The organism is Micromonospora sp. RL09-050-HVF-A (assembly GCF_019374995.1).
In the GTDB taxonomy this organism is placed as follows: domain Bacteria; phylum Actinomycetota; class Actinomycetes; order Mycobacteriales; family Micromonosporaceae; genus Micromonospora; species Micromonospora antibiotica.
Genome location: NZ_JAGKQP010000002.1, coordinates 4,307,020 through 4,331,377 on the forward strand (window position 1 = coordinate 4,307,020; position 24,358 = coordinate 4,331,377).

Sequence of the window (24,358 nt, forward strand, 5' to 3'; positions counted from 1 at the left end):
ACGCCGATCAATATTCGGCGCGGGCGGCATGACCTGCGCACCACGCTGCGCGCCGCGCTCAACCTCGCCGTCCGCGAGGGGCTGATCGACGGCAACCCGGCCCGGCACATCGAGGTCAGCGGCTACCAGCAACCCCACGCGAAGGTATGGACCGACGCCCGCGTCGAACAGTGGGAACGCACCGGTGACCGGCCGGCGGTGGCGGTCTGGACCGCCGACCAACTCGCCGAGTTCCTCGGCGACGTGACCGACGACTCGCTGTTCGCGTTCTGGTGGCTCACGGCCCTGCGCGGCCTGCGCCGCGGCGAGATGTGCGGACTGCGGTGGACCGACGTCAACCTCGACCAGGGCGTCCTCACCATCGAACGCAACCGCACCACCGCCGGTTACACCATCGTCGAAGGCGACCCCAAGACCCCCGCCGGCCGCCGAGCAATCGCCCTCGACAAACGCACCGTCCAGGTCCTGCGCGCACACCGTCGCCACCAACTCGACCAGAAGACCGCAGCCGCCGAGAACGGCAAGGCATGGACCGACACCGCGTATGTGTTCACCCGCGCCGACGGCCTGCCGATCAACCCGAACTACGCCACGACCCGGTTCCGCAAACTCGTCCAACGCGCCGGACTGCCCCCGGTACGGCTGCACGACCTGCGCCACGGCGCCGCGTCCCTCGCCCACCAGGCCGGCGCCGACCTGAAGACCCTCCAAGATCTGCTCGGCCACTCCAGCATCGTGATCACCGCCGACACCTACACCAGCGTCCTACCCGACGTACAACGGCACTGTGCCGACGCCACCGCCCACCTCGTCCTCGCCGCAGCCCGCCGCACCCGGAAAAAGATCAAGAACAAAGCCCGAGAGAATCGACCCACCCGCCGACCGAAAACAGGCGCTCCGATCCCCAGCGCCCCCGGCACGGCGGCGAAGCCACAGGCCAGAACCGCAAAGCGCGAGAAGAACTCAAAATCAAGGGTGGCACCCACATCGCACCCACGTGACACCCACCATCCACACAGGCCGAAAAGCAAGAAGGGTCTGACCGCCGTTTCGGCAGGTCAGACCCTTCATGATCTTGTGCGCCCGAAGGGACTCGAACCCCTAACCTTCTGATCCGTAGTCAGATGCTCTATCCATTGAGCTACGGGCGCCCGGTGCTCGACCAGTCTACACAACCGGTTTTGCGCGGAGACTCCGGGATTCGAACCCGGGAGGGGCTTTAAGACCCCAACCGCATTAGCAGTGCGGCGCCATAGACCAGACTAGGCGAAGTCTCCTCGGTGACCCTGCGGACCACCGCGGACGAGGATACAGGTCCGCCCCCACCCGGGGCAAAGCGACTATCCCGACCGACTGCAAGCCCTGCTGGGGATCGTGCCGGAGGGTCAGCCCGGAGGTGGCTGCGGGGCGGCGGCCGCCCTCCCACGACACCGCCCCGCACGCGTATTCCCGCGTGTGCCAGGTCACGTTCGCGGCTACGCTCCTGTCCCATGCAGGAGCAGCCGCCGAGCGACCCGCCCCGTCGCCCCGCCAGCGACCGGGCGCGTCGCCGCTCGCCGGAGGCGACCTTCACGCCGCCGCCCGTACCGCCCCGGCAGCAACAACCTTCCGATGACGAGGCGACGCCCCGGCCGAAGCGGAGTCGCCCCACGAAGGCGGCACCGGCCGTGCTGTTCCAACCCCCCGCCGACGGGTCGCCCGTACCATCGCCGCCGCCTGCCGCCCGACCACGCCGCGCGGCCGACGGTCCGCCGGCAGACGAGCCGACCAGCACGGCCGACGGTCCGCCGGCAGAGGAGCCGACCAGCACGGCGGGCGGTCCGCCGACCGCACCCGCGCAGCGCGGAGGGGACGAGAGGTCGGTACGCGACGCCGCCCCCGCCGCGGGCAGCGCGCCGGCACCCGCCGCGATCCCCGGGTCGCCTGCCGCGCGACGCACCGCCCGCAGCCGGGCGGCGGGGGCGGCCGCCGGCAGCACCACCTCCCCACCCCGGCGAGAACTACGGCCCGACCCGGCCGAGGGGCCCACCACAGTCCCCGGCACCCCCGATCCACCGCCGGAGACCGCTGTCTCGCCGGAGACGCCGGAGACGCGTGTCTCGGCGGAGACGCCGGAGTCAGCTGTCCCGGCGGAGACGAGCACGCCGACAGAAACAGCCGCTCCACAGGCACCGGTTCCGCCACCGAAAACGGCCAGACCGGCACAGAAGTCCACGGCTTCGCAAGCGGCCACACCGACGACGACCACGCCGGTGGTGCCGGGCACGCCGCCACGGAAGCGGGCCCCCCGGAAGGCGGCCCCGGCGGAGGAAGCCGGCCCGACCACCCGCCGGGCTGCGCCCCGCAAGCGGGCGACCTCACCGAAGAAACCGGCACCGCCGGAACCCGCCCCGGCGGCGACCACCAACCCCACCGGGGAACCCGACCCGACCATCGGGCAGCACCCGGTAGCAGGGCCCGACCTGGCGGGCGGGCAGCGTCCGCCCGCCGGATCGGAACTCGGCACCGCGCCGACCGCCCCCGGGCCGGCCACCGCCGACCTGGCGGAGCACGGCCCACGAGCCGTGCCCCCACAGCCCGACGCCACCGACGCACCTGCCGAGGCGGCAGCGGACCCGGACGGCGTGCCATCGGAGCGGGTCGAGCTGGCGGTGCTCCGGGCCCGGCTGCTGGCCCACCCGGGATTCGCCCCGGAGCTGCTGGCCCTGGCGGCGGTCGAGGGGATCGGGCCGCGCGCGCAGACGTGGGCGCGCGGGCTGCGGGAGGCGTACCCGGATGCCGGTCCGGACGGGCTGGCCCGGCTGGCCACCCGGCGGTTCGTCAGGTGGGCCGGGGTGGGTGGGGCGACGGCGGCGGTGGCCGGGCTGTTCGCGCCGGTGGCGGAGCTGACGGCGGTGCTCTGGACGCAGTCCGCGCTGGTGCTGCACGTGGCGGCGGCCTACGGGCGGGACCCGCTCCACCCGGACCGGGCGGTGGAGTTGCTGGTGCTGACCCAGGTGCACCCGGACGCGGACAGCGCCCGTGCCGCATTGGACTCGGCGCGGGCGGCGGACGGGCCCGGTGACGGGCCATGGCCGCGTGCGGCGGAGGCGGCCTGGCGGTTGGCGGCTCCGCTGGCCGCGCAGGCCGGGGGCTGGGCTGCGCTCCGGCTGGCGGCCCGGCTGCTGCCGGGGGCGGCGGTACTGGCGACGGCGGCGGGTGACGCGGCGGCAACCGAACGGCTCGCTGCCCGGGCGGTGGCCTCCTACCGGCCGGCCCGGGTCGGCCGGTAGGGCCGGCCCCCACCGAACCCGCTCACCGTCGGCGGCCTCCGCGGCACTTCAGTGACCACCGCCGGAACATCGACAGCGGAGCGGCGCGGCGACAGGAGGGCGGCGCGGGCAGTGGGTGGCGGCGGTCAGAGCCAGTCGAACCAGTCCTTGGGCAGCAGCGAGTAGCCGACGAAGGCGACCACGTCCAGCAGGGTGTGCGCCACGATCAGCGGCATCACCCGCCGGGTGCGCAGGTAGAACAGGCTGAACACGACGCCCATCACGGCGTTGCCGACGAACGCGCCGAAGCCCTGGTAGAGGTGGTAGGAGCCGCGCAGCAGCGCGCTGGTCGCGATGACCGCGCCGATCCGCCACTGGAGCTGGCGTAGCCGGGTGACCAGGTAGCCGACCACGATCACCTCCTCCAGCACGGCGTTCTGCACGGCGGCGAGGACCAGCACCGGCACCGCCCACCACAGCGGCGGCAGGCCGGCGGGGACCAGGGTGGCGTTGATGCCGAGCTGCGCCGCCACCCAGAACAGGGCCAGGCCGGGCAGGCCGATCAGCGCGGCCAGCCCGGCGCCCCGGGCCAGGTCGGACCCGGGCCGTCGCAGGTCCACGCCGAGGGTCCGCGCCGGGTCGCCGGGGTCCCGTGCCAGCAGGTGTACGGCGAGCAGCACCGGCAGCAGCGCGAAGACGATGCCGAGCAACTGGTAGGTCAGGTCGAGCCAGGGCCGGGCGGACTGCGAGGTGTTGAGCGAGGCGGTCTGTTTCGACAGCGGCCCGTCGGCGGTCAGCTTCGCGGTCAGCGACACCACGGCGTAGACGGCCGACTGCCCGAGCGACAGGCCGAGTACCAGCAGGGTCTCGGTGCCGAGGACCCGCCGGGTCACGGGGCGGGTGGGCTGCTCATCGGTCACCGCACCACTCTGCCCGACGGGGTGGCCTGATTGCACCGGCCGGTGCCCCGGACGAGCCGATCGCACAGTCTGTGCGACCGCTATATACGCTCCGTGGACATTCTATCGGGGCCCGATCCGCCGTCAGGAGGAGGACCGCCCCCCGTGGACAACTTCGCTCGGCTGTTGAAGGAGAGTTGGACCCTGGTCGAGGAGGACCGGAACCGGCTGAGCGGTCGTTTCTACGCCCGGCTGTTCCTGCTCGATCCGGAGCTGCGCCGGCTGTTCCCGGCGGAGATGACCGGCCAGGGTGACCGGATCCTGGACGCCATCGTCACCGCGACCCAGGTGATGGACGATCCGGAGAGCTTCGACGAGTACCTGCGCTCGCTGGGCCGGGACCACCGCAAGTACCACGTCGACGCCGCGCACTACGCGACGATGGGGGTGGCGCTGCTCGACGCGTTGCGTACCACTGCCGGTGACGGTTGGAGCCTGGAGTACGACCAGGCGTGGCGGGACGCGTACGCGGCCATCACGGCGACCATGCTGGCCGGGGCGGAGTCGGACGAGAATCCGCCGTTCTGGCACGCGGAGGTCCTCACCCACGAGCGGTACGGCACCGACACCGCCGTGTTGACCGTCCGCGCCCTCCAGCACCCGCTGGTCTGGCGGGCCGGCCAGTACGTCAGTGTCGAGGTGCCCCGGCACCTGCCCCGGGTGTGGCGGACGTACTCGGTGGCGAACGCCCCGAACGATGACAACGTGCTGGAGTTCCACGTCCGTACGCCGGCCGGCGCGGGCTGGGTGTCCGGGGCGTTGGTGCGCCGGACCAAGCCGGGTGACCTGCTGCGGGTGGCCGCTCCGATGGGGTCGATGACGGTGGACCGGGATTCCGGGCGGGACATCCTCTGCGTGGCCGGCGGGGTCGGCCTGGCGCCGGTGAAGGCGATGGTGGAGGAGTTGGCCGGCTGGAACCGGGCCCGCTGGGTGCACGTGTTCTACGGTGCCCGGCACGCCGACGAGTTGTACGGCCTGGCCGGCCTGGAGGAGCTGGTCGCCGCGCATCCCTGGTTGTCGGTGACCCCGTCGTGCAGTGACGACCCGGGCTTCGACGGCGAGCGTGGGGACGTCCCCGAGGTGGTGGCCCGGTACGGCCCGTGGACGTCGCACGACTGTTACGTCTCCGGCTCAGCCGCGATGGTCCGGGCGACGTTGCGGGCGCTCGCCGAGGACGACGTCCCGCCGCAGCACATCCGGTACGACACGTTCGGCAACCTGTAGAGCTTTACTCCCCCCGAACCGGGGCGCGTGCCCCCGCCCCCTGGGGCACGCGCCCCGGTCCCCTCCGTGCCCACCCGGATCAGCGTCCGGGGCAGGGGTTCAGGCGTTGCTGTCGCGGTACTCCTCGACGGGGACCAGCGGCACGCCGGGTGCCATCCGGTCGGTCCAGGCCCGCCCGTCGAGGTGGTCGATCTCGTGGGCGACCAACCGGGCCATCCCGTACGCGAACGAGGTGATCATCCGGCTGCCGTCCCAGCGGGCGTGTTCCACGTCGACGCGCAGTGGGCGGGGCACCAGGCCGCGGTGGTCGGCGGTGGCGAGGCAGCCCTCGTACTGTTCGACGGTTTCCGGGCTCTCGGCGACCAGCCGGGGGTTCACCAGGACGACCGGCGGGGCGGTCCGGTCGGGGGGGCGCACGACGGCGACGGCGACGTCCAGGCCGAGCTGCGGTGCGGCGAGGCCCATCCCGGCGCTGAACGTGTGCACCTCGTCTGCCTGGGCCAGCAGGTCGGTGAGCCGGCCGGCCACTTCGCGGGCGGCGGCGGCTTCCCGGGGCAGGTCGAAGGGGCGGGCCGGCCGGCCGGACGCGGTGGCGTCGGGGGGCAGCACGCCGAGGGCGCGCAGCCGGTCGGCGGGGCGGGCCGGCACCTGCGGCGTCGTCTCCGCCGGCTCCTGGCGGAACCGCCACTGGAGGCGGAAGCGGGTGTTGAGCGGCGGGTCGTCGGTGGACCAGTCGAAGACCACCCGGTCGCCCCGGTCGTGTCGGCGGACCGGGGTGCGCAGTGGCCCCTCGTCGGCGGAGAGCGAGGTCTCGACCCCCCAGACCCGGGGGTCGAGGGCCGCCGGGAGGTCGAGCCGCACGGCCAGGTGCCGGGTGGGCAGGCGGACGGCCCGTTGGAACCAGGGGCCCCACTTGACCCGGCCGACCCGGTAGGCGTACTCGACCTCGGCGCGATCGCCGGGGTGCAGCGGGAACGGCCCGTCGGCGTTCTCGAACAGCAGCCAGATCTCCTTGTACGCGTCCCGGTCGTGGCGGACCCGCCAGTGCATCGGTTCGCGGCCGCCGTCGTCGTGGTGGATGGCCCGGAAGCGCAGCTCGGCGAAGGTGAGCGGGTGTTCCCGGTGGTGCCGGTTGGAGCGCCCCGGGTCGTCGGGCCACCGGTCGACGGCGACCCGGACGAGGTAGCGGGTGACCGGTTCGGTGCCGGCGTTGTGCAGTCGACGACGGATCACGCACCGGTAGGTGCCGTCGACCAGGGTGAGGGTGGCGGTCTCCTGTTCGACGACGAGCCCGGTGCCCGGCGGGAGCCACCGCCCGGGGGTGTCGGTTCGCGTTGCCCGGGAACGGCACGGGCCTGGCGGAGCTGGTCGTACTCGCGGAAGCACTGCCAGATGACGCCGCCGGCGTCGAGGACGGCTTCGGCGCGGCGGGCGAAGTCTTCGGTGGGCCGGTGCCGACGCCCCTCGACGTGACTCACGTACGACGGATCGAAACCCATCAACGTGGCGAGCTGTTTCTTGGTCAGCCCCCGCCCCGTCCGGTGCCGGGCGAGTTCCGCCGCGAACGAATCGGCGGCCCGCTCCAGGGGAGAGGTCGTCATCAGCTTCCTCACGCAAAGCAGCCGGGACGACAAGTCTTCACGTTTTCTCCGTTTCCCCGTACCGAACTGGCACGTTGTCGACATATGCCTTGACACCGCCGGCGTTTTCCGCGCCTTCGGTCGGGTAGTAGCCGAACCGGGCTGACCCGTGCCGACCGGACGGCCATGGTGATCCCGACCTCCCGATCCGCTCCCGGAGAGGCTTCCCTCAGGACCCCAGGCATGGTTAGGCTAGCCTTAGCTTTACGGGCGACCCCTCCGGCACCGGAGTGGCCGACGGGACCTCCGCCACCCACGGCGGACGAGCGGTGACGGGAGGGGGTCGGGATGACGGCGGTGATGCCGGGCCAGGATCTCGCCGGCCGGCTCGCCCCGGTCACCACCACCCTGCGGGCCATGTTCGGCACCGACGCGCTGCCCGGCCTCGCGCCGGGTCTGGTGGTGGCGGACGAGTTCGGCTGGAGCCCCGCCACCACCCTCGTCGACGGCACCCGGATGCCCGAGTTCCTGCGCGCCGCCGCCCGCCGCTGGGGTGGCACCCCGCACGCGTGCGCCGCGCTGGCCTGGAAGTCCTACAGCTACTGGACGGCGCTGCCGGTGGTGCTCGGGTGGGCCTCGGCCCGCCGGGTGCCGCTGCTCGACCCGGCCGACGTGCTGATCCACTTCGAGGACCACCGGCAGCTGCTCACGATGGGCCTGCGCCGCTCGACGACCGTCGCGGTGCTGCCCGGTGACCCGCTCGCCCTCACCGGCCAGCCCGGGGTCCGGGTCGCCGCCGACGAGGCCGAGCTGCTCGGCCTCCTGCGCGCCTCGCTGCTCGACGCCCATCTCGCCCCGATGGTCACCGCGATCCAGGCGGAGGTGCGGGTGGGCGCGCGTACCCTGCTCGGCTCGGTGGCCTCGGGCATCGCGCACGGCATCCTGCGGGCGGCGGACGTCCTGCCGGGCCCGTCGGCGCGCACCATCGACACCCTGCTCGACACCCTCGGCATGGCCGACCTGGTCGAGCTGGTGCCCGGCCGGGGCGGCGAGCCGACCGTGCAGCGGCGCACCTGCTGTCTCGCCTTCACCCTGCCCAGCCCCAAGGTCTGCCAGGGCTGCTGCGTCCGCACGGCCTGAACCGGTCCGGCCCGCTCAACCCGTGAGCGGCCGGACGTCCCAGCGCCAGACCCCACCGGTCCAGGTGGGGGTGATGCCGGTCACCGCGGTCATCGCCTGGCGCAGCGCGTCGGCGTGCGGGTGCGGGCCGAGGATCACCACGCCGGCCCGCCAGTAGCGCAGGTCGGTCACGGCGGCCCGTCGGTCGGCGGCGGTGACCGGTGGAATGGTGCCGGTGCGCGCGATCCCGCCGAAGAAGTTGCTGGTCCGCCGGTACGGCGCGGTGAACAGGGCGGCGTCCGGCTCGGGCGACCACGGCCGGGTGTCGGGGGCCAGGAAGTAGCCCCGGGCCAGCGGCATCTCCAGCCGGGTCCGGGCCGACCAGCGCAGCGGGTCGGCGTAGGTGTTGTCGGGCAGCGGCAGGGTCACCACGCTGCGGCCCCCGGTGACGTAGGGGCGCCACCCGCCGGAGGTGACGAACGCCGGCACCGGGTCGAGGCGGGTCGCCGGCAGCGGGGTCGGCAGCAGCGGCAGCAGGGCCATCAGCAGGACGGTCGCCGTGACGAAGCGGATCTGTCGCCTGGCGGTCGGGTGCCGGTGGGCGAGATCCCGGGCCCGCTGCACGCCGAGGGCCAGCAGCACGCCGATGATCGGGGTGATCGCCAGCGACCACCGGGTGGGCACCACGGAGTGCAGCAGGGGCAACTCCTCCAGCAGCGCCCAGGGGGCGGGGACGCCGGTGTTACGCCCGTTGAGCTGCACCTCCCGGCCCAGCGACAGGACGGCGAAGAGCAGCCCGAGCGCGGCCAGGCCGAGCACCAGGGCGTTGCGTCGCAGCCACCAGACCAGGGCGACCGTGAGGACGACCAGCGGCCAGCCGAAGAACGCGTTCTCCTCGGTGGGGTTGCGGGCCAGCGGGTCGGCGGACCGGGCGTCACCGGCCAGGGACTCCCGCGACCAGCCGACGAACGCCCCCAGGTCGGTGCGGTAGCCCCGGATCAGCCGGGACAACCCGTGGTAGGAACCCGGCCCGAAGAGCTGCACGTACAGCGGGTAGGCGAGCAGCACGGCGGACAGCAGCGCGGCCACGCCCAGCCCGGCGAGGAACGGTCGGGCCGCCGTACGCAGCTGCGGCCGGCCGATGACCAGGGCGCCGGTGACCGCGGCCAGGGCGATCGCCGTCATCAGCAGGATCTCCAGGTTGAGGAAGGCCTGCCAGACGATCAGCAGGCCCAGCAGGAGCCCGTTGCGCAGCCACCGGCCCGGCTCGGTCAGTCGCAGGGTGCGCCAGATGATCAGCGGTACGACGAACTGGGAGACGATGTTCGGGTGGGCGTTGGCGTGCGACACCATCGCCGGGGCGTACGCGCAGAAGGCTGCGCCGAGCCAGGCCGGCCCCCGGGACCGGGTCACCACCCGGGACAGGAAGAAGTACCAGGCGGTGCCGGTGGCCGCCATTCCGAGGGTGAGGAAAAGAAGAAAGGACCAGTGCGGCCCGAAGAGCATGGTGACCGGGGTCATTGGTATTGAGATGGATAATACGGAGGTATTCGCCATCAGATTCACGCCGTCGGGCACGTTCATCCGGTCCGAACCGAACGGATAACTCCATTCCGTGACGACCCGAGCGCCGTGCGCCATCATCCACTCGAACTGCGCCTGGTCCGACCGGTTGTCCCGCACCCCGGCCCCGGGGTCGCGCCACAACCGGGCCGTGACCCACATCGCCAGCGCGAGATAGCTGGCCATGGCGAGCGCGTCCCGCCGCCACCCCGCCCTCGCCGGACCCCCGCCGCCGGGGCAGGTGGGCGACGCGGGCGGCCCGTCGGGAACACCCGCCGCCACCTCCGCCGGACGACACGCCGGGTCGGCACCGGCTCGGCGTCCCCGACGCCGGACCGACCGGCGACAGGCTCCGATTCGGAAGTAGTCATGACAATTCACAGCGTAGTTGGCCTATGGCGGGCACGTGACATGTTTCGGGTACTGCCGTACTATGTGCCGGGTTCGCCGACCGCCGATCACGTGCCCTCCCCCGACCACAATTCGGCCTTCACAGTGCCCCGTTTCCTCCGCCCCTCGCGCGGATGATTCACTCTGTCGGTCCAGGCGCGGGTCAGTCATATCGTGAGGAATCGACGCATGGTAGAAATCACTGGGGATCAGCGCGTCCAGTCAGAGGTCCTGGAGGGCCTCGCCACCGCGGTCAACCACCGCCGGTGGTTCGTCGAACTGGCGGTGCCCCACCTCGGTGACGACCCGATCGAGATCGGCAGCGGCCTGGGCGACTACGCCCTGGAGTGGGCGCGGCACGTCCCCCGTTTCACCGCCACCGAGGCCGATCCGGACCGGCTGATCCTGCTCAAGGAGCGACTGGTCGACGAGCCGACGATCGAGGTCCGCGAGATGCTGCTGCCGCACCCGGGCGGCGGCGACTACAGCGCGGCCGTGTCGTACAACGTGCTGGAGCACATCGAGGACCACGTGGGTGCGCTGCGCAGCATGCGCGACCTGGTCCGGCCCGGCGGCGCGGTGATCATCATCGTGCCGGCGTTCCAGTTCGCGATGGGCCCCGCCGACATCGCCACCGGCCACGTGCGCCGCTACACCAAGAAGACCCTCGGCGACGCGATGACCGCGGCCGGGCTGCGGGTCGAGACGATGCACTACGCCAACGCCCTCGGCCTGATCGGCTACTTCATGGCCACCAAGGTCTTCCGGCTGATGCCGAAGGAGGGCCCGATGGTCAAGGTGTACGACACCCTCGTGCTGCCCGCTACCAAGGCCGCCGAGCAGCTCGTCCGGCCGCCGTTCGGCCAGTCCGTCTTCGCCGTTGCCCGGGTACCCGGCTGACCGTGCCGCCCGCCCGCCGGCCCGCCCACGCGGGACCGGCGGGGCACCGCTCACTCCTTGATCTGGTACGTCGGCCGGATGACCGCCCGCGCCAGGGTGTGGAACGCCAGGTTGAAGCCGACGTACGCGGGGCTGGCGTCCGGCCCCACGCCGAGCGTGTCGACGTCGACCGCGTGCACGGCGAAGACGTACCGGTGCGGACGGTCACCCGGCGGTGGGGCCGCGCCGCCGTAGCCGGTGTCGCCGTAGTCGTTGCGGACGCTGAACGCCCCACCCAGGTCGGCCTCCTGCACGCCGGTCGGCAGGCTGGTCGTCGAGGCGGGCACGTCGACCAGCACCCAGTGCCAGAAACCGCTGCCGGTCGGGGCGTCCGGGTCGAAGCAGGTCACCACGAAGCTCTTCGTCCCGGCGGGGAAGCCCGACCAGGCCAGGTGCGGGGAGACGTTCTCGCCACCGGTGCTGCCGTGCGCGTACCGGGCGTCCATCGGCTCGCCGTTGTGCACGTCGTCACTGGTCAGGTCGAACGACGACACGGTCGGCAGCAGCTCGTACGGGTCCGGGGCGATCGGTCGTTCCAGGGTCATCGGGAAGGTCCTTCCGGTGTGCGCGTTTTCCTCTGCCCCTTCTTACCCCGCCGGGCGGGGACGACGAACCGGAAGCACCGCGCACCGTCGGGCCGCCAGAATGAGGGGACGCGGCCGACGGGCCGGTCGACGACCGGGAGGGCACATGCGGGACACCGAACGTGAGGCGGAACTGTTGGAGGCGGAGCGCCGCCTCCAAGCCGCCCAACGGGCCGGCGACGTGGCAGCACTCGACGCCCTGCTCGACGACCGGCTGATCGCCGTCGGGCCGGACGGTCGCACCTTCGGCAAGTCCGACGACCTGGCCGCGCACCGCAGTGGCAGTTCGGTGCTCGACGAGCTGGTGGAGGAGGAGTTGGAGCTGCTCGTCGCCGGGACGACGGGGGTGACGTTCTTCCGGGGGCGGGTCAGCGGCACCTTCGAGGGTTCGCCGTTCGCGGCGCGGCTGCGCTACACCCGCACCTGGGCCTACGACGACGGGTACGGCTGGCGCATCCTCGCCGCCCACCTCAGCCCCGTCCCCTGACCGAGCTATCTGGGCTGCTCGCTGGCCGACGCAGAGCGGCTGTCACCGGTCAGGACTCCGCCGCGGCGGCGCGCACCTGAGGGGCGCCGCTGTTCATGCCGGCTGCGGGGGACGGGCACCGGTTGCCTACTCTCCAGCTTCGCGGGCTGCACGAAGATCGATCGACGAGCGACCGCGTCGCCTCTGGCGTCCAGTTGGTAGACGTCGAGCCAGCACCACCCGTCGTAGGTGATCCAGTCGAGCACCCGGATGACCCGGCACCAGATCGGCTTGATGAACTGCACGCTGGCAGCGCGGGTGACGTACACCAGGTCGCCGGCCTTCGGCAGTGGCGCGTTCATCGATGGCCTCAGACCTGACGTAGCCTGCGCCACGCCCTGATCCGGGCACGGGCGGCCTCGACCATCGGGCAGAAGCTGCCCTCGGTGCATCTTCCGCACCGGCTGTGGCGGTGGTGCTCCAGGCAGTCCCACGCCGACTGGACCAGGAGCGGCACTCCGCTGCGCGCATCCACCGCGCCCCGGCGGACAGCCGCCTCCCCGCAGGGGCAGTCATCAGGGGCAGCGCGTGGGTAGGGCTGTGGTGGTGCCCTCCGGACCGGAGCCCACGCGCCGGTCTTATTCGGATACGCCGTGGCCGGACCGGTGCGATCCAACGGCGGGTAGGCACTCGGACGGCCAGCGAGCCGCCGCAGGGCACGTGTGATCAACGAACGCAGCATGAGCATCCGATCCTTCTGCCGGCCGATAGCGGGCCGTCGTGCGGACGTTCGTCCATGGAGATCCCTCAGCCGGTGGTGCTGCGGAGACGGGATGCCGGGCTGAGGCGGCACGGGATCCACCCCAGCCCGGCGGGGGCATCACGGCCAGGTGCCAACCAGGGAGGAATACCCGCCCAACAACCTAGGTCACTATATGACCACTATGCAAGGAGAGACCGGGGTGACCGGCGTGTCGTGATCTACTGGCCAGGCCAACCAGGTACCGGACTATCCGGAGATCCGCCATGCCCATCCCCATGTCCTCACGCCAGATCGCCGACGACCTCAGCGCCCGCATCCGCTCCGGGGAGTATCCGCCGGGCTCCAAGCTGCCGTCCCTGCGGGAGTTGGCCGACCTGTACTCCGTCAGCGTGTCCACCATCCAGCGCGCCCTGGAACTCACCCGTGACCGAGGGCTCACGGTCGGTCGGGCCGGTGCCGGGGTGTACGTGACCGAGGGCTACTAGGTGGGGACGATGATCGACCAGTTCTCGCCGACGCCCCTGTACGTGCAGCTCGCCGACCTGATCGCCAAGCGCATCGAGTCGGGAGAGTTGCAGCCGCTCAAGCCGCTACCGAGCGAGCTGCGGCTACAGCAGGAGTACGGGGTGGCACGCGGCACGGTCCGCGCGGCGATCGCCCTGCTACGGGAACGCGGGCTGGTCATGACCATGCCCCAGCGCGGCACGTACGTCACCGAGCACCGCACGAAGACGTAGCCCGGGTTGATTCCGCCCGGTCGGCGCGGGTAGTCCAGATGACGCCAGCAGCTGGAACGGTAGAACATTTAGTTCTACACTCGGTTTCATGGAGCGCATCGGTGTCCGGGAGCTGAACCAGAACACGAGCCAGGTGTTGGCCCGGGTGAGTGGCGGCGAGACCGTGGAGATCACCGATCGAGGCCGCCCGATCGCCCGACTGATTCCGGTAGGTGACGAGAGATCGGTTTTGGCCAAGTTGGTAGCCGCAGGGCGAGCCGTCGCCCCCACCGGCAGTGGCTCTGTGCCGCTTCCACCGAAGCTCGGTGACGAGAACGTGGACGTGGCCGCTTCGCTCGCAACGATGCGCGACGAGGAGCGCTGGTGATCTATCTCGATTCCGCCGCCGTCGTCAAGCTGGTCCGACAGGAGGAGTGCAGCACAGACCTCGTCTCCTGGCTCAACGCACACGACGACGTCCCGCTGGTCTCCTCCGCCCTCGTCGAGGTGGAAGTGCCCAGAGCGCTGCGCCGGTCAGCTCCGCAGGCGTTGATCGGAGTGCCGGCTGCCGTCGGACGGCTGTTCCGACTGGAGATCGACAGCACGATCCGGGCGACCGCAGCCACGTTCGCCGAGCCGATGCTCCGCAGCCTCGACGCCATCCACCTGGCCACCGCCCACGTGCTGACCAACGAATCCGGCACGGCACTCACCGCCTTCGTCACCTACGACCGACGGCTGCTCGAATGCGCCAAGGAAGCAGGACTACCCACAGCAAGCCCCGGCCAGAACTGACCTACGAGTCCCCGCCCCGGTACGGATTCCGGCCCTCCGTACGACACACGCCAAATGTAACCCAACAAGCTTGAAATATAACTCACGCGCAGTTACATTTCGCGCCATGACCGAGGACTTAGCCGACCTGGTACAGACGCTGCGCGCAGCTGGCGGGGATACGACCAGTGTCGAGGTCAAGGCTGCCGCAGGCGGACTGCCTGTATCGCTGACCTCCTCGTTGAGCGCCCTGGCCAACCTTACCGGTGGCGGGACGATCATCCTGGGCCTGGACGAACGTACCGGCTTCCGCCCGGTGCCACTCGCCGATCCACAGATCCTCAAGCAGGGCCTCGCCGCCAAGGCCCGCGCGTACACACCGCCCGTGCGCCTGTCCATCGACGACGGACTACATCAGCCAGTTATATGCTGCCTCGGCGGGCCAGAACTCTTGCGCCGCAAGTAGGACGACATCGACCTGCCCGCATCGGCTATTTGGTGAGCCCGTTCGCGTCGCCGCCCGGCCTGTTGTAGCTGGCGGGCTGGCCGCCTGATGACTTCTGCAACGTCTCCTTGTCAGCGACAATGCACCCATGACCCTGATTGCAACCTTGGCCAGCAACTCCGTCGTAGTCCAGGTCTCCGACCGAAGAATCTCTCTATTACATCCGGACGGCTCGACCGAACTGAGAGACGACGTAACGAATAAAGCTGTGTTGTATGAGAACAGAGCAACTCTGTCTTTTACAGGACTTGCTGAACTTGAAGGCCAAACGACGGACTTGTGGATCGCTCAACGTTTAGCCGCCGCACCAAACCTGAACGATGGTCTCGAAAAACTGACTAACGACCTCACCGTTCTCTTCCGGCGACGACCTTACCGAGGCCACTCCCACAGTATTGTCATGACGGGTTGGAAGAGGAACGGATCTGACGAGCCCACGCCGTTCTCAGGGTTGGTGTCGAATCAATTTGAGGTCGGAAAGGGATGGAGAGCGTCTCCGTCGGCGGATTTCGACTGGTTCGTGGAGATGGCGAGACCTGAGCTGCCTACGCTGATCTTCGCTCCAGACTTGGTCCCGAGGACGTCGGCAAGGGCCTTGTACCGCCAGCTACTCAGAGTGAAAAGCCAAGGCCTGAATGTTGCAAACGCCGTCGATCTGATTGCGGGAGAGATTCGGTCGGTCGCGGATTATCGGCCCACGGTCGGTCGCGAGTTGATGGTTTCAGTCCTGCCGAAATCTGCTGTCCCCCTCGGTCCGGTTACTGAACTGTCCGTCATAAGCGGACACGCCAATTCTGATACACCGACCTTCTGCAGCCTCTCCGCGAGCGGCGACCAGGTCGCGTATGGCCCAACAATGATCATGAACGGAATGATTATATCCGGCTTCCAGGCACGCCCTATCACCGACGACTAGCCCGATCCCTTTTCGCCACCATCCCGACCCACCCCGACCCTGGCCTGTTCGGCTTTCCTGAGTCAGTGGTGGCCGGGATGGCAGCTCCCCAACCCACTCGCCGACACTCCTTGAGTTTGCAGCCGGGCCATCACGGTCCGCCCCTACCTGCGCCGGTCGCAGCGCATTTCAGCCACCGATACGTTCAAGCACTACGCCAGCGATCTAACTCATGCTCGTAATCACCACATCCACCTCGGCGGCTCAGGACGTCTAAACCTTGGCCGACCGATTCGCATAGTCAATCACACGCGCGCCGACGGCACGCGCGGCTTGCAGGATCGGTTCCGGATTGGGCTTCATGCGGCTCGGATCGGCGTATGCCCGGCCGACCACCGGCGACACGTAGGCGGCGAGCCGATGCGCTGTTTGGTACGCGCTCACCGCGCCGGCCGAGTTGTTGCTGACGACCGCCACAGGTATCCCGGCCCGCGACGTACCAGCCTGTCTGGCACTGGTTCGCATTCTGCGGCATCATTCGCGGGAGCACTGCCGGAACATCAACGGGCAGATGTTCAACGCCGCTGGCGCTTGACCGGGACCGGTGTCTAAAGCACCTATCTGGGTGCATGGCGGCAGGCACGCGCGACAGCGCTGACACCGGCTTAGCAGCGCTCACCGCTGGCGCACCGGCCCTACGACCTGCGGCACGCCGCCGTATCGCTCTGGCTCAACGCCGGAGTGCCGACTACTCAGGTCGCCCAGTGGGCCGGGCACAGCGTGTATGTGCTGCTCAAGATCTACGTCTCGTGCATCGACGGACAGGACGAGGTCGCTCGGAAGCGGATCGAGGGGCGCTAGGCACCGAGCCGACCGAAGGGCCGGAGAGCGCCGACACGTAGACGACACAACCAGTGAGACACGGCAGTCCCAAGCGAGACGAAGTGAGGCTTGCTCGCGACATATAGACACGCCCCCTGCCGGCGTCCGCACTGGTCAGGGGGCGTTTCTGCGGCTCTGGACGCGGAGGGTGTGGGATTCGAACCCACGAAGACATCGCTGCCTTACCGGTTTTCAAGACCAGCGCCATCGGCCACTAGGCGAACCCTCCCGGACCGCCACCCACGGGTGCGCGGCCTGTGCCTAGTCTGCCACGAACCGCGTCCGGGCGAGCCGGCCCATCACCGTCGGGCGGGGTTCGGCGTACCGGAAAGGGGTCCTTGATCCATGGCATGACCAGCGTGACCTCACCCGGTCGGTCCACTGTGGCCGAATTTCCGGCCGTCCTGGGCGAGCGGTGGCCCGCCCCGGACGACGGGTGGTGGATTTTGCCGACCGAAGGTGGCCGCAGTGGCAGTTGTCGTCAGACCGACGTGTGTCACCGCACCGCCACCGTCGACGACTGCGTTTTCGGATCGGATCGGGTAAGACTGGGCCATGCACGCGATCACGATCCCGGAACCCGGTGGACCCGACGCACTCGTCTGGGCGGAGGTGCCCGACCCGGAGCCCGGTGCGGGTGAGGTGGTCGTCGAGGTGACCGCCAGCGCGGTGAACCGGGCCGACCTGCTCCAGCGGCAGGGGCAGTATCCGCCGCCGCCGGGTGCGCCCGCGTACCCCGGGTTGGAGTGTTCGGGGGTTGTCGGCGCGCTCGGTGCGGGGGTGACCGGCTGGGCGGTGGGTCAGCCGGTGTGCGCGCTGCTGGCCGGCGGCGGGTACGCCGAACGGGTGGCCGTGCCGGCCGGGCAGCTGCTGCCGGTGCCGGCCGGCGTCGACCCGGTCGACGCCGCCGCGCTGCCCGAGGTGGCCTGTACGGTCTGGTCGAACCTGGTCCGGGTGGCCCACCTCGGCAAGGGCGAGACGCTGCTGGTGCACGGCGGCGGGAGCGGGATCGGCACGTTCGCGGTGCAGTTCGGTGCGGCGCTGGGCGCGACCGTGGTGGCCACCGCCCGGTCGACCAAGCACGGCAAGCTGCGGGAGTTGGGTGCCGCGCACACCGTCGACTACCGGGAGCAGGATTTCGTGGAGGAGGTCCGGCGGGTCACCGACGGGCGGGGCGCGGACGTGATCCTCGACATCATGGGTGCCTCCTACCTGGGCCGGAACGTGGCGGCGCTGGCCGACGGCGGCCGGCTGGTGGTGATCGGCATGCAGGGCGGGCGCAAGGCGGAACTGGACCTGGGCGCGCTGCTGGCGAAGCGGGCGTCGGTGGCGGCCACCGCGCTGCGCTCCCGTCCGCTGGCCGACAAGGCGGACATCGTCCGGGGCGTCCGGGAGCAGGTGTGGCCGCTGGTGGAGTCCGGCGCGGTCCGACCGATCGTTGACCGGCGGCTGCCGATGCGCGACGCCGCGCAGGCGCACCGGCTGGTCGAGTCGGGCGACCACGTGGGCAAGGTGCTGCTCACCACCGGGTGACGGCCCGGCCGGACCACGAGGTGGTGCGGCGGCAGGAGCACCGCACGGACCCCGGACCAGGCGCCGGCGGCACGGCCCACGCCAGGCGGGGGTACGGGGGTTACGGCTGGTCGGTCGGCTCGGCGGTGTGCAGGCCGGCAGCGCAGCCCAGAGCCCGGGGAGCGTTCAGGCCGGCGGACGCGGGCCATCGCGGCGGGGCAGCACCAGGCGGGCGCCGGGGCCCTCGCCGGCCAGCGTGTCGCCCGGGTTGTAGAGGGTGCAGCGCTGCAACGACAGGCAGCCGCAGCCGATGCAGCCGTCCAGGTCGTCGCGGAGCTTGCCGAGCAGCTTGATCCGTTCGTCCAGCCGCTCCCGCCAGGTGCGGGAGAGGGCGGCCCAGTCGTCCGGGCTGGGGGCGCGGGACGAGGGCAGCGAGTCCAGCGCGGTCCGGATCTCCTCCAGCGAGATGCCGACCTGCTGGGAGATCCGGATGAACGCCACCCGGCGCAGCTCGGTACGGGCGTACCGACGCTGGTTGCCGCCGGTGCGGTCGGCGTTGATCAGCCCGAGGCGTTCGTAGTAGCGCAGCGCCGACTGGGCCACCCCGCTGCGCGCGGAGAGCTGCCCGATGGTGAGTGACTCGTGCATCATGACCCTTGAGTTGAAGTCAACTTCAGGTTGCACGCTAGCCACATGACCACACCGACCGCAACCCGCCCGTGGGGCCGCACCCTCCCCGCCCCGGTCGTCGCGCCGCTGGAACGCATCCGCGCCGGCAACGCCTACGACGACAACGTGTACTCAACCGTCGACGTGCACTGGGTGCTCTACGACCGGGTCCTGCGGGTCACCCCGGCCACCGTCGACGACCCGGACCGGGACCGCTTCCTGCTCTCCAAGGGGCACGCCGTGGCCGGCTACTACGCGGTGCTCGCCGCCAAGGGGTTCATCCCCGTCGACTGGCTCGACGACGCGGGCGGGCCCGACAGCCGCCTCGGCGGCCACCCCGACCGCACCCTCGTCCCCGGCGTCGAGATCGGCTCCGGCTCCCTCGGCCACGGCCTCGGGTTGGGCGTCGGCACCGCGCTCGGCCTACGCGCCCAGGGCCGCACCACCCCCCGGGTGTACGTCCTGCTCGGCGACGCCGAACTCGACGAGGGCTCCAACCACGAGGCGATCGCGTACGCCGGGGCGACCGGCCTGGCCGGGCTCACCGCGATCGTGGTCGACAACGCGTCGGCCAGTCACGGCTGGCCGGGCGGGGTGGCCAGCCGGTTCACCGTCAACGGCTGGACCGCCGCCACCGTCGACGGGCACGATCACGACGCCCTGCACGCCGCCCTCACCGGCCACGACGGCCACCGCCCGCACGTCGTCGTCGCGGTCGACGGACCGACCCCGGGGAGCCGGTCATGACCATGCGGGACACCTTCGTCGCCAGCGCCACCCGGTTCCTCGACGACCCCCGGACCACGATCGTGCTGGCCGACATCTCCGCCGACGCCTTCGCCGAGGCGGGCCGACGGTATCCGGACCGGGTGGTCAACGTGGGCATCCGGGAACAGTTGATGGTCGGGGTGGCCGGTGGGCTCGCCCTCACCGGGCAGCGCCCGATCGTGCACAGCTACGCCCCGTTCCTCGTCGAGCGGGCGTACGAGCAGATCAAGCTGGACCTCGACCACCAGGGGGTCGGCGCGGTGCTGGTCAGCATCGGCGCGTCCTACGACCGGGCGGAGGCCGGCCGGACCCACCTCGCCCCGGCCGATGTCGCCCTGATCGACACCCTCGACGGCTGGACCGTGCACGTGCCCGGTCACCCCGACGAGGTCCCCGACCTGCTGCGCGACGCGGTCTGCGGGCAGCACTCGAGCTACCTGCGGCTGTCGCTGCGCAGCAACACGCGGGCGTACCCGCAGGCGGGTGGGTTGCAGGTGTTGCGCGACGCCGGGCCGGGCGCGGCGCTGCTGGTGGCGGTCGGTCCGGTGCTCGACGCCGCGCTCGCCGCGGTGGCCGGGCTACCGGTGACGGTCGCCTACACGCACCGGCCCCGGCCGTTCGACGTGGCCGGGCTACGGGCGCTGGCCGGCGGCGAGGTGATCGTGGTGGAGCCCTACCTGGCCGGCACCTCGACGCGGGTGGTGGCCGAGGCGTTGGCGGACCGGCCGCACCGGCAGCTCAGTCTCGGCGTGGGCCGGGCGGAGCTGCGGCGCTACGGCACCGCCGAGGATCACGACCGGTGGCACGGCCTCGATCCGGCCGGGCTGCGCCGGGCGATCGGCGACTTCCTGGCGGCGGGCCACCACACCGGCCCTTCCTGACGACCGGGCGGTCTCCGACACGCCGACCGGAGGCCACGGCGGGCCCGGCCGTCGCGCTCAGCGGGATGCGCGCGACGGCCGGGAACGGGTGCGTTCCCGGCCGAGGATCCAGATCGCCTCGACGCCGTCCTTCCAGGTGATCTTCTTGCCCTCCTCGCGCCCGCGCGCCCGGTAGCTGATCGGGACCTCGTACGGGCGGATGCGACGGCGCAGGAGCTTGCCGGTCACCTCCGCCTCCATCCCGAACCCCCGGGACCGGATGCCCAGCGACCGGTACAGCTCGACCGGCATCAGCTTGAAACAGGTCTCCAGGTCGCCGATGTAGGAGTTGAACAGGACGTTCGCCGCCATCGTGACGCCCTTGTTGCCCATCACGTACCAGAAGCTGTAGGCGCTGTGACTGCCGAAGGTGCGGTTGCCGTAGACCACGGTGGCCCGCCCGTCGAGCACCGGGGCGAGCAGCCGGGGGATGTCCTGCGGGTCGTACTCCAGATCGGCGTCGAGGATGACCATGTACTCACCCTCGGCGCTGTCCACGGCCGTCTTGATCGCCGCGCCCTTGCCCGCGTTACGGGAGTGGGTGATCACCCGCAGCCGCGCGTCGTCCGCCCGGCCGAGGATCTCCCCGGTGCCGTCCCGGCTGCCGTCGTCGACCACGACCAGCTCGATCTCGCACGGATAATCGACCGCCAATGCCTGCTTGAGGGCATCCGCGATGCGTTCTTCCTCGTTGTAGACCGGCATGAGGATCGAGAGCTTCACGGGAATCTCCACGGTGGCGACAGTGAGTCGGGCCTAGCCTAGCCTGGCAGATCGGCCCCGCGAGGGTCGCCACCGCAGCGGCGGGTTCCCGTCATCCGTGGCCACCGTACCGGCCGGCACCCGGTCTTTCAGCGCAATGGTGTTTACTTCCGCCCATGTCGGCAGCCGGCTGGATGCTCGTGGCGGCCCCCGTCGCCTCGCTCGTGGTGCTCTCCGCTCTGCTGCGGCCCCGAGCCGCCGGGGTGGACGCCCCGCACCGCCTCGGCGTCGTCCGGGCCGCCCTGCTCACCGGCGTCTTCGCCGTGCTGACCGTGGAGGTGCTCGGCGCCCTCGACGCGCTCACCCTGCCCGCCTTCGCCCTGGCCTGGCTGCTCTTCGTCGCCGGGGTGGCGGTCGCGGCGGCGACCCACCGACGGTCCGGGCGGGTTGCCGGCCGGCCCGGCACCACCGCCGCCCGGACCCGCCGGGCGGTGCTGGTCGGCTCGGCAGTGGGCGGCCCGACGGCACAGGGCCCGGGCGGGGGCGGGCCGAGGGCGGACGACCTCACCGGGGACCCGGCCGCCGGCACCCGCGCGGAACTGCCGAGCACCGCCGGACGCGGCGTCGCGGCGGTGCTGTCCGACTGGGCGGGCCGACTGACCCACCTGCGGCGTACGGCGACCCGGGGCGAGCGGCTACTCGCCGGCGGGGTGCTCGCGATGGTGTCGATCGAGCTGGTGGTGGCGCTGCTGGCCGAGCCCAACAACTTCGACTCGCAGACCTACCACCTGCCGAAGGTGGAGCACTGGGTGGCCCAGGGCAGCCTGGAGTTCTGGCCCACCGCCATCCACCGGCAGGTGACCATCCCGCCCGGCGCGGAATACCTGCTGCTGCACCTGCGCCTGTTCACCGGCGGGGACGCCCTGCACAACCTGGTGCAGTGGGCCGCCGGGATCGGCTGCCTGCTGGCGGCCACCCGGATCACCGCCCAGCTCGGCGGCGGCCGGCGGGCCCAACTGCTCACCGCGTTCCTGCTCGCCACCACGCCGATGGTGGCCCTCCAGGCGACCAGCACCCAGACCGACCTGGTGGCCGCCGCCTGGGCCGCCTGCGCCGCCACCCTGGTGCTGGACGGCCTGCGCCGCCGGGCCGACCTGACCGCCGCGCTGGCGCTGGGCGCGGCCACCGGCCTGACCGCGTTGACCAAGACCAGCGGGCTGATCGCCGTCGGTCCCCTGCTGCTGCTCTGGGGGCTGGCCCAGCTCCGCCTCGCCGGAGGCGGCACCGGTCACTCCGCCGGGGCCGGCACCGGTCACTCCGCCGGAGGCGGCACCGACCGGACCGGCCGGGCGGTCGACGGTGTCGGGTCGGATCCGGCGACCCGGGCGGCCGACCGGCCGGCACCCACCGGGACCCGGCAGGTGGCCCGGACGGTGGGCGGTTCGCTGCTGGTGCTGCTGGTCGCGGCGACCGTGGTGGGGCCGTTCCTGGCCCGGGAGACCGCCGAGTTCGGCCACCCGTTGGGGCCGCCACGACTGCGCGAGTCCATCCCGATGGAACGGCACGACCCGGCGTCCGTGCTGGTCAACGCGCTGCGGATCGGGCACACCGCGTTCGACACCCCGCTCGCCCCGCTGCGCGCCGGCACCGCGGGGGCGATCACGGCCGGCTCCCGCGCCGTCGGTGTCGACCCGCAGGACCGGGCCATCACCTTCGGCCGGGAGGTCTTCCCGGTGCCGTCCTGGTATCCCGACGAGGACCGGGTGGCCTTCCCGCTGGCCGGGTCGCTGGCGCTGCTCGGGGCGCTCTTCGCGCTGGCCCGCCCCCGCCGGGTCAGCCCCGGTCGACCGGGGACACTGCGGGCGTACGCGGCCGTGGTGGTGCTCGCGGTGGTTCTGCACACCGCGATGATCAAGTGGCAGCCGTGGGGGAACCGGCTGCTGCTGTACGCGCTGGTGCTGGCCGTACCGCTGGCCGGGCTCTGGGTGGACGCGGTGCTGCGGCGGCGGCCCGGGGCGGGACGAGGGTCGGTGGCCGCCGGGCTGGTGGTGACCGTGCTGGCCACCTCCGCGTTGGCCGGCGTGCTGGCCCTGTCGTACGGCTTCCCGCGCCGGCTGGTCGGTGCCGGCTCGGTCTTCACCACCTCGGAGTGGGACACCCGGTTCCTGCGCCGGCCACAGTGGGCCGACGAGTTCCGGTGGGCCGCCTCGGCGGTGCGGGCGAGTGACGCCCGACGGATCGGCCTGGTGCAGCAGAACGACAACTGGGAGTACCCCTGGTGGTTGCTGCTGCGCGGCGACGACGGCCGCTCGCCCGAGCTGGTGGCGTTGCAGTCGGTGCTGCCGGACCGGCCGCCGGCCGACCCCACCTCGGTCGACGCGATCGTCTGCACCGGCCCCCGCACGGAGTGCGCCCGGCTGGTCCCGGCGGGCTGGACGATCGAGTACCGCGACCACGTCGGCTACGCGCTGCCCCCGCCCCGCTGAGCGCGATCCGACCGCCGGCAGCGCCGGCCAGCTGAACCGGTCGGCGGGACGTCGGGCCGGCGTGGTGGCCAACGCCGGCCCGACCGTCCCCACGGGTCACTTCTGCTTGACCGGCACCACGATCAGCCGGGCCACGCTGGCGTCGCCGTCCCTGGCCCCCGCCACGTTGACCTTCGTACCCACCTTGACGTCGTTGGCCTTGATGGTGGTGCGCCGCTCGACCACCCGGAGCTGCTCGCCCAGCTTCCAGGTGAGGGTGAAGCCGTCGGTGGACTTCACCGTCACCGAGTCGCCGTCGATCGCGGTGACCTCGCCGCGCTGCACGACGACGGTCTTCGTGCCGTCCTTGGTCTGTACCACCGCCTCGCCGTGCAGGCCGTTGCGGCCCAGCTGCACCCGGGCCTGCCGGCGCTGCCGCAGCTCCTTCACCCGCTCGCTCCGCTTGCCCTTCGCCCCGGCCTGCGGGGACGGGGTGGTCGACGCGGCGGGCGCGGCGAGCAGGTCCAACTCGACCGGGTCGAGGCCGAGCGCGGCCAACGCCTGCCCCTCGACGCCCAGCGCGGCGGCCACCTCGACGACGGCGACCTTCGTGCCGTCCTGCGCGACCTGGGCCGTACCGCAGCCGGCGACGCCGAGCGTGAGCGCCGCGAGCAGCGACGTGGCGGTGACGGCGATTCCCCGATGTGCCATG

The 24,358-nt window shown here is 71.7% G+C and carries 23 protein-coding genes, 3 tRNA genes and 3 pseudogenes; 17 read left to right on the forward strand and 12 right to left on the reverse strand.

Annotated elements, in window-relative coordinates; genetic code table 11:
- The first annotated feature begins 243 nt into the window (after nt 1-243).
- Nucleotides 244-1,113, forward strand: coding sequence for a site-specific integrase (locus J7462_RS18785; protein WP_308290944.1), 870 nt, complete (start codon nt 244-246; stop codon nt 1,111-1,113).
- On the opposite strand, the gene J7462_RS18790 is transcribed toward J7462_RS18785, so the two are convergent.
- Together J7462_RS18790 and J7462_RS18795 are read right to left on the reverse strand one after the other, a co-directional pair.
- Nucleotides 1,079-1,151: transfer RNA gene (locus J7462_RS18790), tRNA-Arg, on the reverse strand. The genes J7462_RS18785 and J7462_RS18790 overlap by 35 nt on opposite strands.
- 35 nt (nt 1,152-1,186) lie before the next feature.
- Nucleotides 1,187-1,277 (reverse strand) — tRNA-Ser (locus J7462_RS18795).
- Between the two features lie 978 nt (nt 1,278-2,255).
- On the opposite strand from J7462_RS18795, the gene J7462_RS18800 reads away from it, so the two are divergent.
- Nucleotides 2,256-3,272 (forward strand): hypothetical protein, encoded by a 1,017-nt coding sequence (locus J7462_RS18800; RefSeq protein ID WP_219465236.1) that lies wholly within the window; start codon nt 2,256-2,258, stop codon nt 3,270-3,272.
- A 125-nt stretch (nt 3,273-3,397) separates the two neighbouring features.
- Here the strand turns inward: J7462_RS18800 and J7462_RS18805 are convergent, their stop codons facing one another.
- A complete protein-coding gene (locus J7462_RS18805; RefSeq protein WP_219465237.1) occupies nt 3,398-4,171 on the reverse strand; it encodes a CPBP family intramembrane glutamic endopeptidase in 774 nt (257 codons plus the stop codon).
- Between the two features lie 144 nt (nt 4,172-4,315).
- Here J7462_RS18805 and J7462_RS18810 point away from each other — a divergent pair, with 144 nt between their 5' ends.
- Complete coding sequence (locus J7462_RS18810) at nt 4,316-5,434, forward strand: globin domain-containing protein (RefSeq protein WP_219465239.1); 1,119 nt, start codon at nt 4,316-4,318, stop codon at nt 5,432-5,434.
- A gap of 99 nt (nt 5,435-5,533) precedes the next feature.
- Here J7462_RS18810 and J7462_RS18815 read toward each other — a convergent pair.
- Nucleotides 5,534-7,035: pseudogene (locus J7462_RS18815) on the reverse strand (peptide deformylase).
- A gap of 339 nt (nt 7,036-7,374) precedes the next feature.
- Between J7462_RS18815 and J7462_RS18820 the strand changes: the two are divergent.
- The gene (locus J7462_RS18820; RefSeq protein WP_219470459.1) at nt 7,375-8,154 is read left to right on the forward strand and encodes a hypothetical protein; all 780 of its coding nucleotides are present in this window, start codon (nt 7,375-7,377) and stop codon (nt 8,152-8,154) included.
- 15 nt (nt 8,155-8,169) lie between these two features.
- Here the strand turns inward: J7462_RS18820 and J7462_RS18825 are convergent, their stop codons facing one another.
- Nucleotides 8,170-9,882 (reverse strand): hypothetical protein, encoded by a 1,713-nt coding sequence (locus J7462_RS18825; RefSeq protein ID WP_255597786.1) that lies wholly within the window; start codon nt 9,880-9,882, stop codon nt 8,170-8,172.
- 393 nt (nt 9,883-10,275) lie between these two features.
- On the opposite strand from J7462_RS18825, the gene J7462_RS18830 reads away from it, so the two are divergent.
- Entirely contained in the window at nt 10,276-10,986 is a 711-nt protein-coding gene (locus tag J7462_RS18830) for a class I SAM-dependent methyltransferase (protein WP_219465242.1), read from the forward strand.
- 50 nt (nt 10,987-11,036) lie between these two features.
- Here J7462_RS18830 and J7462_RS18835 read toward each other — a convergent pair whose 3' ends face one another.
- Nucleotides 11,037-11,570, reverse strand: coding sequence for a YbhB/YbcL family Raf kinase inhibitor-like protein (locus tag J7462_RS18835; protein ID WP_219465243.1), 534 nt, complete (start codon nt 11,568-11,570; stop codon nt 11,037-11,039).
- A 145-nt stretch (nt 11,571-11,715) separates the two neighbouring features.
- Between J7462_RS18835 and J7462_RS18840 the strand changes: the two genes are divergently transcribed.
- Nucleotides 11,716-12,096, forward strand: a complete 381-nt coding sequence (locus tag J7462_RS18840) for a nuclear transport factor 2 family protein (protein ID WP_219465244.1) — start codon at nt 11,716-11,718, stop codon at nt 12,094-12,096.
- A 5-nt stretch (nt 12,097-12,101) separates the two neighbouring features.
- On the opposite strand, the gene J7462_RS32350 is transcribed toward J7462_RS18840, so the two are convergent.
- Entirely contained in the window at nt 12,102-12,437 is a 336-nt protein-coding gene (locus J7462_RS32350) for a hypothetical protein (RefSeq protein ID WP_255597787.1), read from the reverse strand.
- 664 nt (nt 12,438-13,101) lie between these two features.
- On the opposite strand from J7462_RS32350, the gene J7462_RS18850 reads away from it, so the two are divergent.
- The 6 genes from J7462_RS18850 to J7462_RS18875 all read left to right on the forward strand — a co-directional run bounded on the left by J7462_RS18850 (nt 13,102) and on the right by J7462_RS18875 (nt 15,749).
- On the forward strand, nt 13,102-13,323 hold the full coding sequence (locus J7462_RS18850; RefSeq protein ID WP_219465245.1) for a GntR family transcriptional regulator: 222 nt from the start codon (nt 13,102-13,104) through the stop codon (nt 13,321-13,323).
- Between the two features lie 9 nt (nt 13,324-13,332).
- Nucleotides 13,333-13,575 carry a GntR family transcriptional regulator gene (locus tag J7462_RS18855; protein ID WP_219465246.1) on the forward strand — a complete coding sequence of 81 codons (243 nt, stop codon included), beginning with the start codon at nt 13,333-13,335 and terminating at the stop codon, nt 13,573-13,575.
- Nucleotides 13,576-13,663: 88 nt separating this feature from the next.
- Nucleotides 13,664-13,942 carry a type II toxin-antitoxin system Phd/YefM family antitoxin gene (locus tag J7462_RS18860; RefSeq protein ID WP_219465247.1) on the forward strand — a complete coding sequence of 93 codons (279 nt, stop codon included), beginning with the start codon at nt 13,664-13,666 and terminating at the stop codon, nt 13,940-13,942.
- Nucleotides 13,939-14,349 carry a type II toxin-antitoxin system VapC family toxin gene (locus J7462_RS18865; RefSeq protein WP_091251046.1) on the forward strand — a complete coding sequence of 137 codons (411 nt, stop codon included), beginning with the start codon at nt 13,939-13,941 and terminating at the stop codon, nt 14,347-14,349. Before J7462_RS18860 ends, J7462_RS18865 begins: the two co-directional genes overlap by 4 nt.
- 106 nt (nt 14,350-14,455) lie before the next feature.
- Nucleotides 14,456-14,794, forward strand: coding sequence for a helix-turn-helix domain-containing protein (locus J7462_RS18870; protein ID WP_219465248.1), 339 nt, complete (start codon nt 14,456-14,458; stop codon nt 14,792-14,794).
- 127 nt (nt 14,795-14,921) lie between these two features.
- Nucleotides 14,922-15,749: a hypothetical protein gene (locus J7462_RS18875; RefSeq protein WP_219465250.1), complete on the forward strand. Its 828-nt coding sequence runs from the start codon at nt 14,922-14,924 to the stop codon at nt 15,747-15,749.
- Nucleotides 15,750-16,004: 255 nt separating this feature from the next.
- Here the strand turns inward: J7462_RS18875 and J7462_RS18880 are convergent.
- Nucleotides 16,005-16,259 (reverse strand): annotated as a pseudogene (locus J7462_RS18880) (haloacid dehalogenase); the annotation flags it as partial.
- Nucleotides 16,260-16,343: 84 nt separating this feature from the next.
- Here J7462_RS18880 and J7462_RS32355 point away from each other — a divergent pair.
- A pseudogene (locus J7462_RS32355) lies at nt 16,344-16,630 on the forward strand (integrase); the annotation flags it as partial.
- A gap of 122 nt (nt 16,631-16,752) precedes the next feature.
- Here the strand turns inward: J7462_RS32355 and J7462_RS18885 are convergent.
- Nucleotides 16,753-16,839 (reverse strand) — tRNA-Ser (locus tag J7462_RS18885).
- 326 nt (nt 16,840-17,165) lie between these two features.
- Here J7462_RS18885 and J7462_RS18890 point away from each other — a divergent pair.
- Nucleotides 17,166-18,143 carry an NAD(P)H-quinone oxidoreductase gene (locus tag J7462_RS18890; protein ID WP_219465251.1) on the forward strand — a complete coding sequence of 326 codons (978 nt, stop codon included), beginning with the start codon at nt 17,166-17,168 and terminating at the stop codon, nt 18,141-18,143.
- 165 nt (nt 18,144-18,308) lie between these two features.
- Here J7462_RS18890 and soxR read toward each other — a convergent pair whose 3' ends face one another.
- Nucleotides 18,309-18,770: a redox-sensitive transcriptional activator SoxR gene (soxR, locus tag J7462_RS18895; protein ID WP_219470461.1), complete on the reverse strand. Its 462-nt coding sequence runs from the start codon at nt 18,768-18,770 to the stop codon at nt 18,309-18,311.
- A 45-nt stretch (nt 18,771-18,815) separates the two neighbouring features.
- On the opposite strand from soxR, the gene J7462_RS18900 reads away from it, so the two are divergent.
- Entirely contained in the window at nt 18,816-19,538 is a 723-nt protein-coding gene (locus J7462_RS18900) for a transketolase (protein ID WP_219465253.1), read from the forward strand.
- Nucleotides 19,539-19,540: 2 nt separating this feature from the next.
- A complete protein-coding gene (locus tag J7462_RS18905) occupies nt 19,541-20,440 on the forward strand; it encodes a transketolase family protein (RefSeq protein WP_219470463.1) in 900 nt (299 codons plus the stop codon).
- A 57-nt stretch (nt 20,441-20,497) separates the two neighbouring features.
- On the opposite strand, the gene J7462_RS18910 is transcribed toward J7462_RS18905, so the two are convergent.
- Nucleotides 20,498-21,202: a glycosyltransferase family 2 protein gene (locus J7462_RS18910; protein WP_219465255.1), complete on the reverse strand. Its 705-nt coding sequence runs from the start codon at nt 21,200-21,202 to the stop codon at nt 20,498-20,500.
- A 155-nt stretch (nt 21,203-21,357) separates the two neighbouring features.
- Here J7462_RS18910 and J7462_RS18915 point away from each other — a divergent pair, with 155 nt between their 5' ends.
- Complete coding sequence (locus J7462_RS18915) at nt 21,358-23,667, forward strand: phospholipid carrier-dependent glycosyltransferase (protein ID WP_219465257.1); 2,310 nt, start codon at nt 21,358-21,360, stop codon at nt 23,665-23,667.
- Nucleotides 23,668-23,763: 96 nt separating this feature from the next.
- Here J7462_RS18915 and J7462_RS18920 read toward each other — a convergent pair whose 3' ends face one another.
- Nucleotides 23,764-24,357, reverse strand: a complete 594-nt coding sequence (locus J7462_RS18920) for a hypothetical protein (RefSeq protein WP_219465259.1) — start codon at nt 24,355-24,357, stop codon at nt 23,764-23,766.
- Between the last annotated feature and the right edge of the window lies 1 nt (nt 24,358).

What these genes read in the sequence shown, in the direction of transcription:
- J7462_RS18855 (WP_219465246.1), top strand. Translation starts at nt 13,333, where the DNA reads ATGATCGACCAGTTCTCGCCGACGCCCCTGTACGTGCAGCTCGCCGAC.
- J7462_RS18875 (WP_219465250.1), top strand. Translation starts at nt 14,922, where the DNA reads ATGACCCTGATTGCAACCTTGGCCAGCAACTCCGTCGTAGTCCAGGTC.
- J7462_RS32350 (WP_255597787.1), bottom strand. Translation starts at nt 12,437, where the DNA reads ATGAACGCGCCACTGCCGAAGGCCGGCGACCTGGTGTACGTCACCCGC.
- J7462_RS18900 (WP_219465253.1), top strand. Translation starts at nt 18,816, where the DNA reads ATGACCACACCGACCGCAACCCGCCCGTGGGGCCGCACCCTCCCCGCC.
- J7462_RS18820 (WP_219470459.1), top strand. Translation starts at nt 7,375, where the DNA reads ATGCCGGGCCAGGATCTCGCCGGCCGGCTCGCCCCGGTCACCACCACC.
- J7462_RS18905 (WP_219470463.1), top strand. Translation starts at nt 19,541, where the DNA reads ATGCGGGACACCTTCGTCGCCAGCGCCACCCGGTTCCTCGACGACCCC.
- J7462_RS18920 (WP_219465259.1), bottom strand. Translation starts at nt 24,357, where the DNA reads ATGGCACATCGGGGAATCGCCGTCACCGCCACGTCGCTGCTCGCGGCG.
- J7462_RS18825 (WP_255597786.1), bottom strand. Translation starts at nt 9,882, where the DNA reads ATGGCCAGCTATCTCGCGCTGGCGATGTGGGTCACGGCCCGGTTGTGG.
- J7462_RS18860 (WP_219465247.1), top strand. Translation starts at nt 13,664, where the DNA reads ATGGAGCGCATCGGTGTCCGGGAGCTGAACCAGAACACGAGCCAGGTG.
- J7462_RS18890 (WP_219465251.1), top strand. Translation starts at nt 17,166, where the DNA reads ATGCACGCGATCACGATCCCGGAACCCGGTGGACCCGACGCACTCGTC.
- J7462_RS18835 (WP_219465243.1), bottom strand. Translation starts at nt 11,570, where the DNA reads ATGACCCTGGAACGACCGATCGCCCCGGACCCGTACGAGCTGCTGCCG.
- J7462_RS18840 (WP_219465244.1), top strand. Translation starts at nt 11,716, where the DNA reads ATGCGGGACACCGAACGTGAGGCGGAACTGTTGGAGGCGGAGCGCCGC.
- J7462_RS18830 (WP_219465242.1), top strand. Translation starts at nt 10,276, where the DNA reads ATGGTAGAAATCACTGGGGATCAGCGCGTCCAGTCAGAGGTCCTGGAG.
- soxR (WP_219470461.1), bottom strand. Translation starts at nt 18,770, where the DNA reads ATGCACGAGTCACTCACCATCGGGCAGCTCTCCGCGCGCAGCGGGGTG.
- J7462_RS18915 (WP_219465257.1), top strand. Translation starts at nt 21,358, where the DNA reads ATGTCGGCAGCCGGCTGGATGCTCGTGGCGGCCCCCGTCGCCTCGCTC.
- J7462_RS18870 (WP_219465248.1), top strand. Translation starts at nt 14,456, where the DNA reads ATGACCGAGGACTTAGCCGACCTGGTACAGACGCTGCGCGCAGCTGGC.
- J7462_RS18850 (WP_219465245.1), top strand. Translation starts at nt 13,102, where the DNA reads ATGCCCATCCCCATGTCCTCACGCCAGATCGCCGACGACCTCAGCGCC.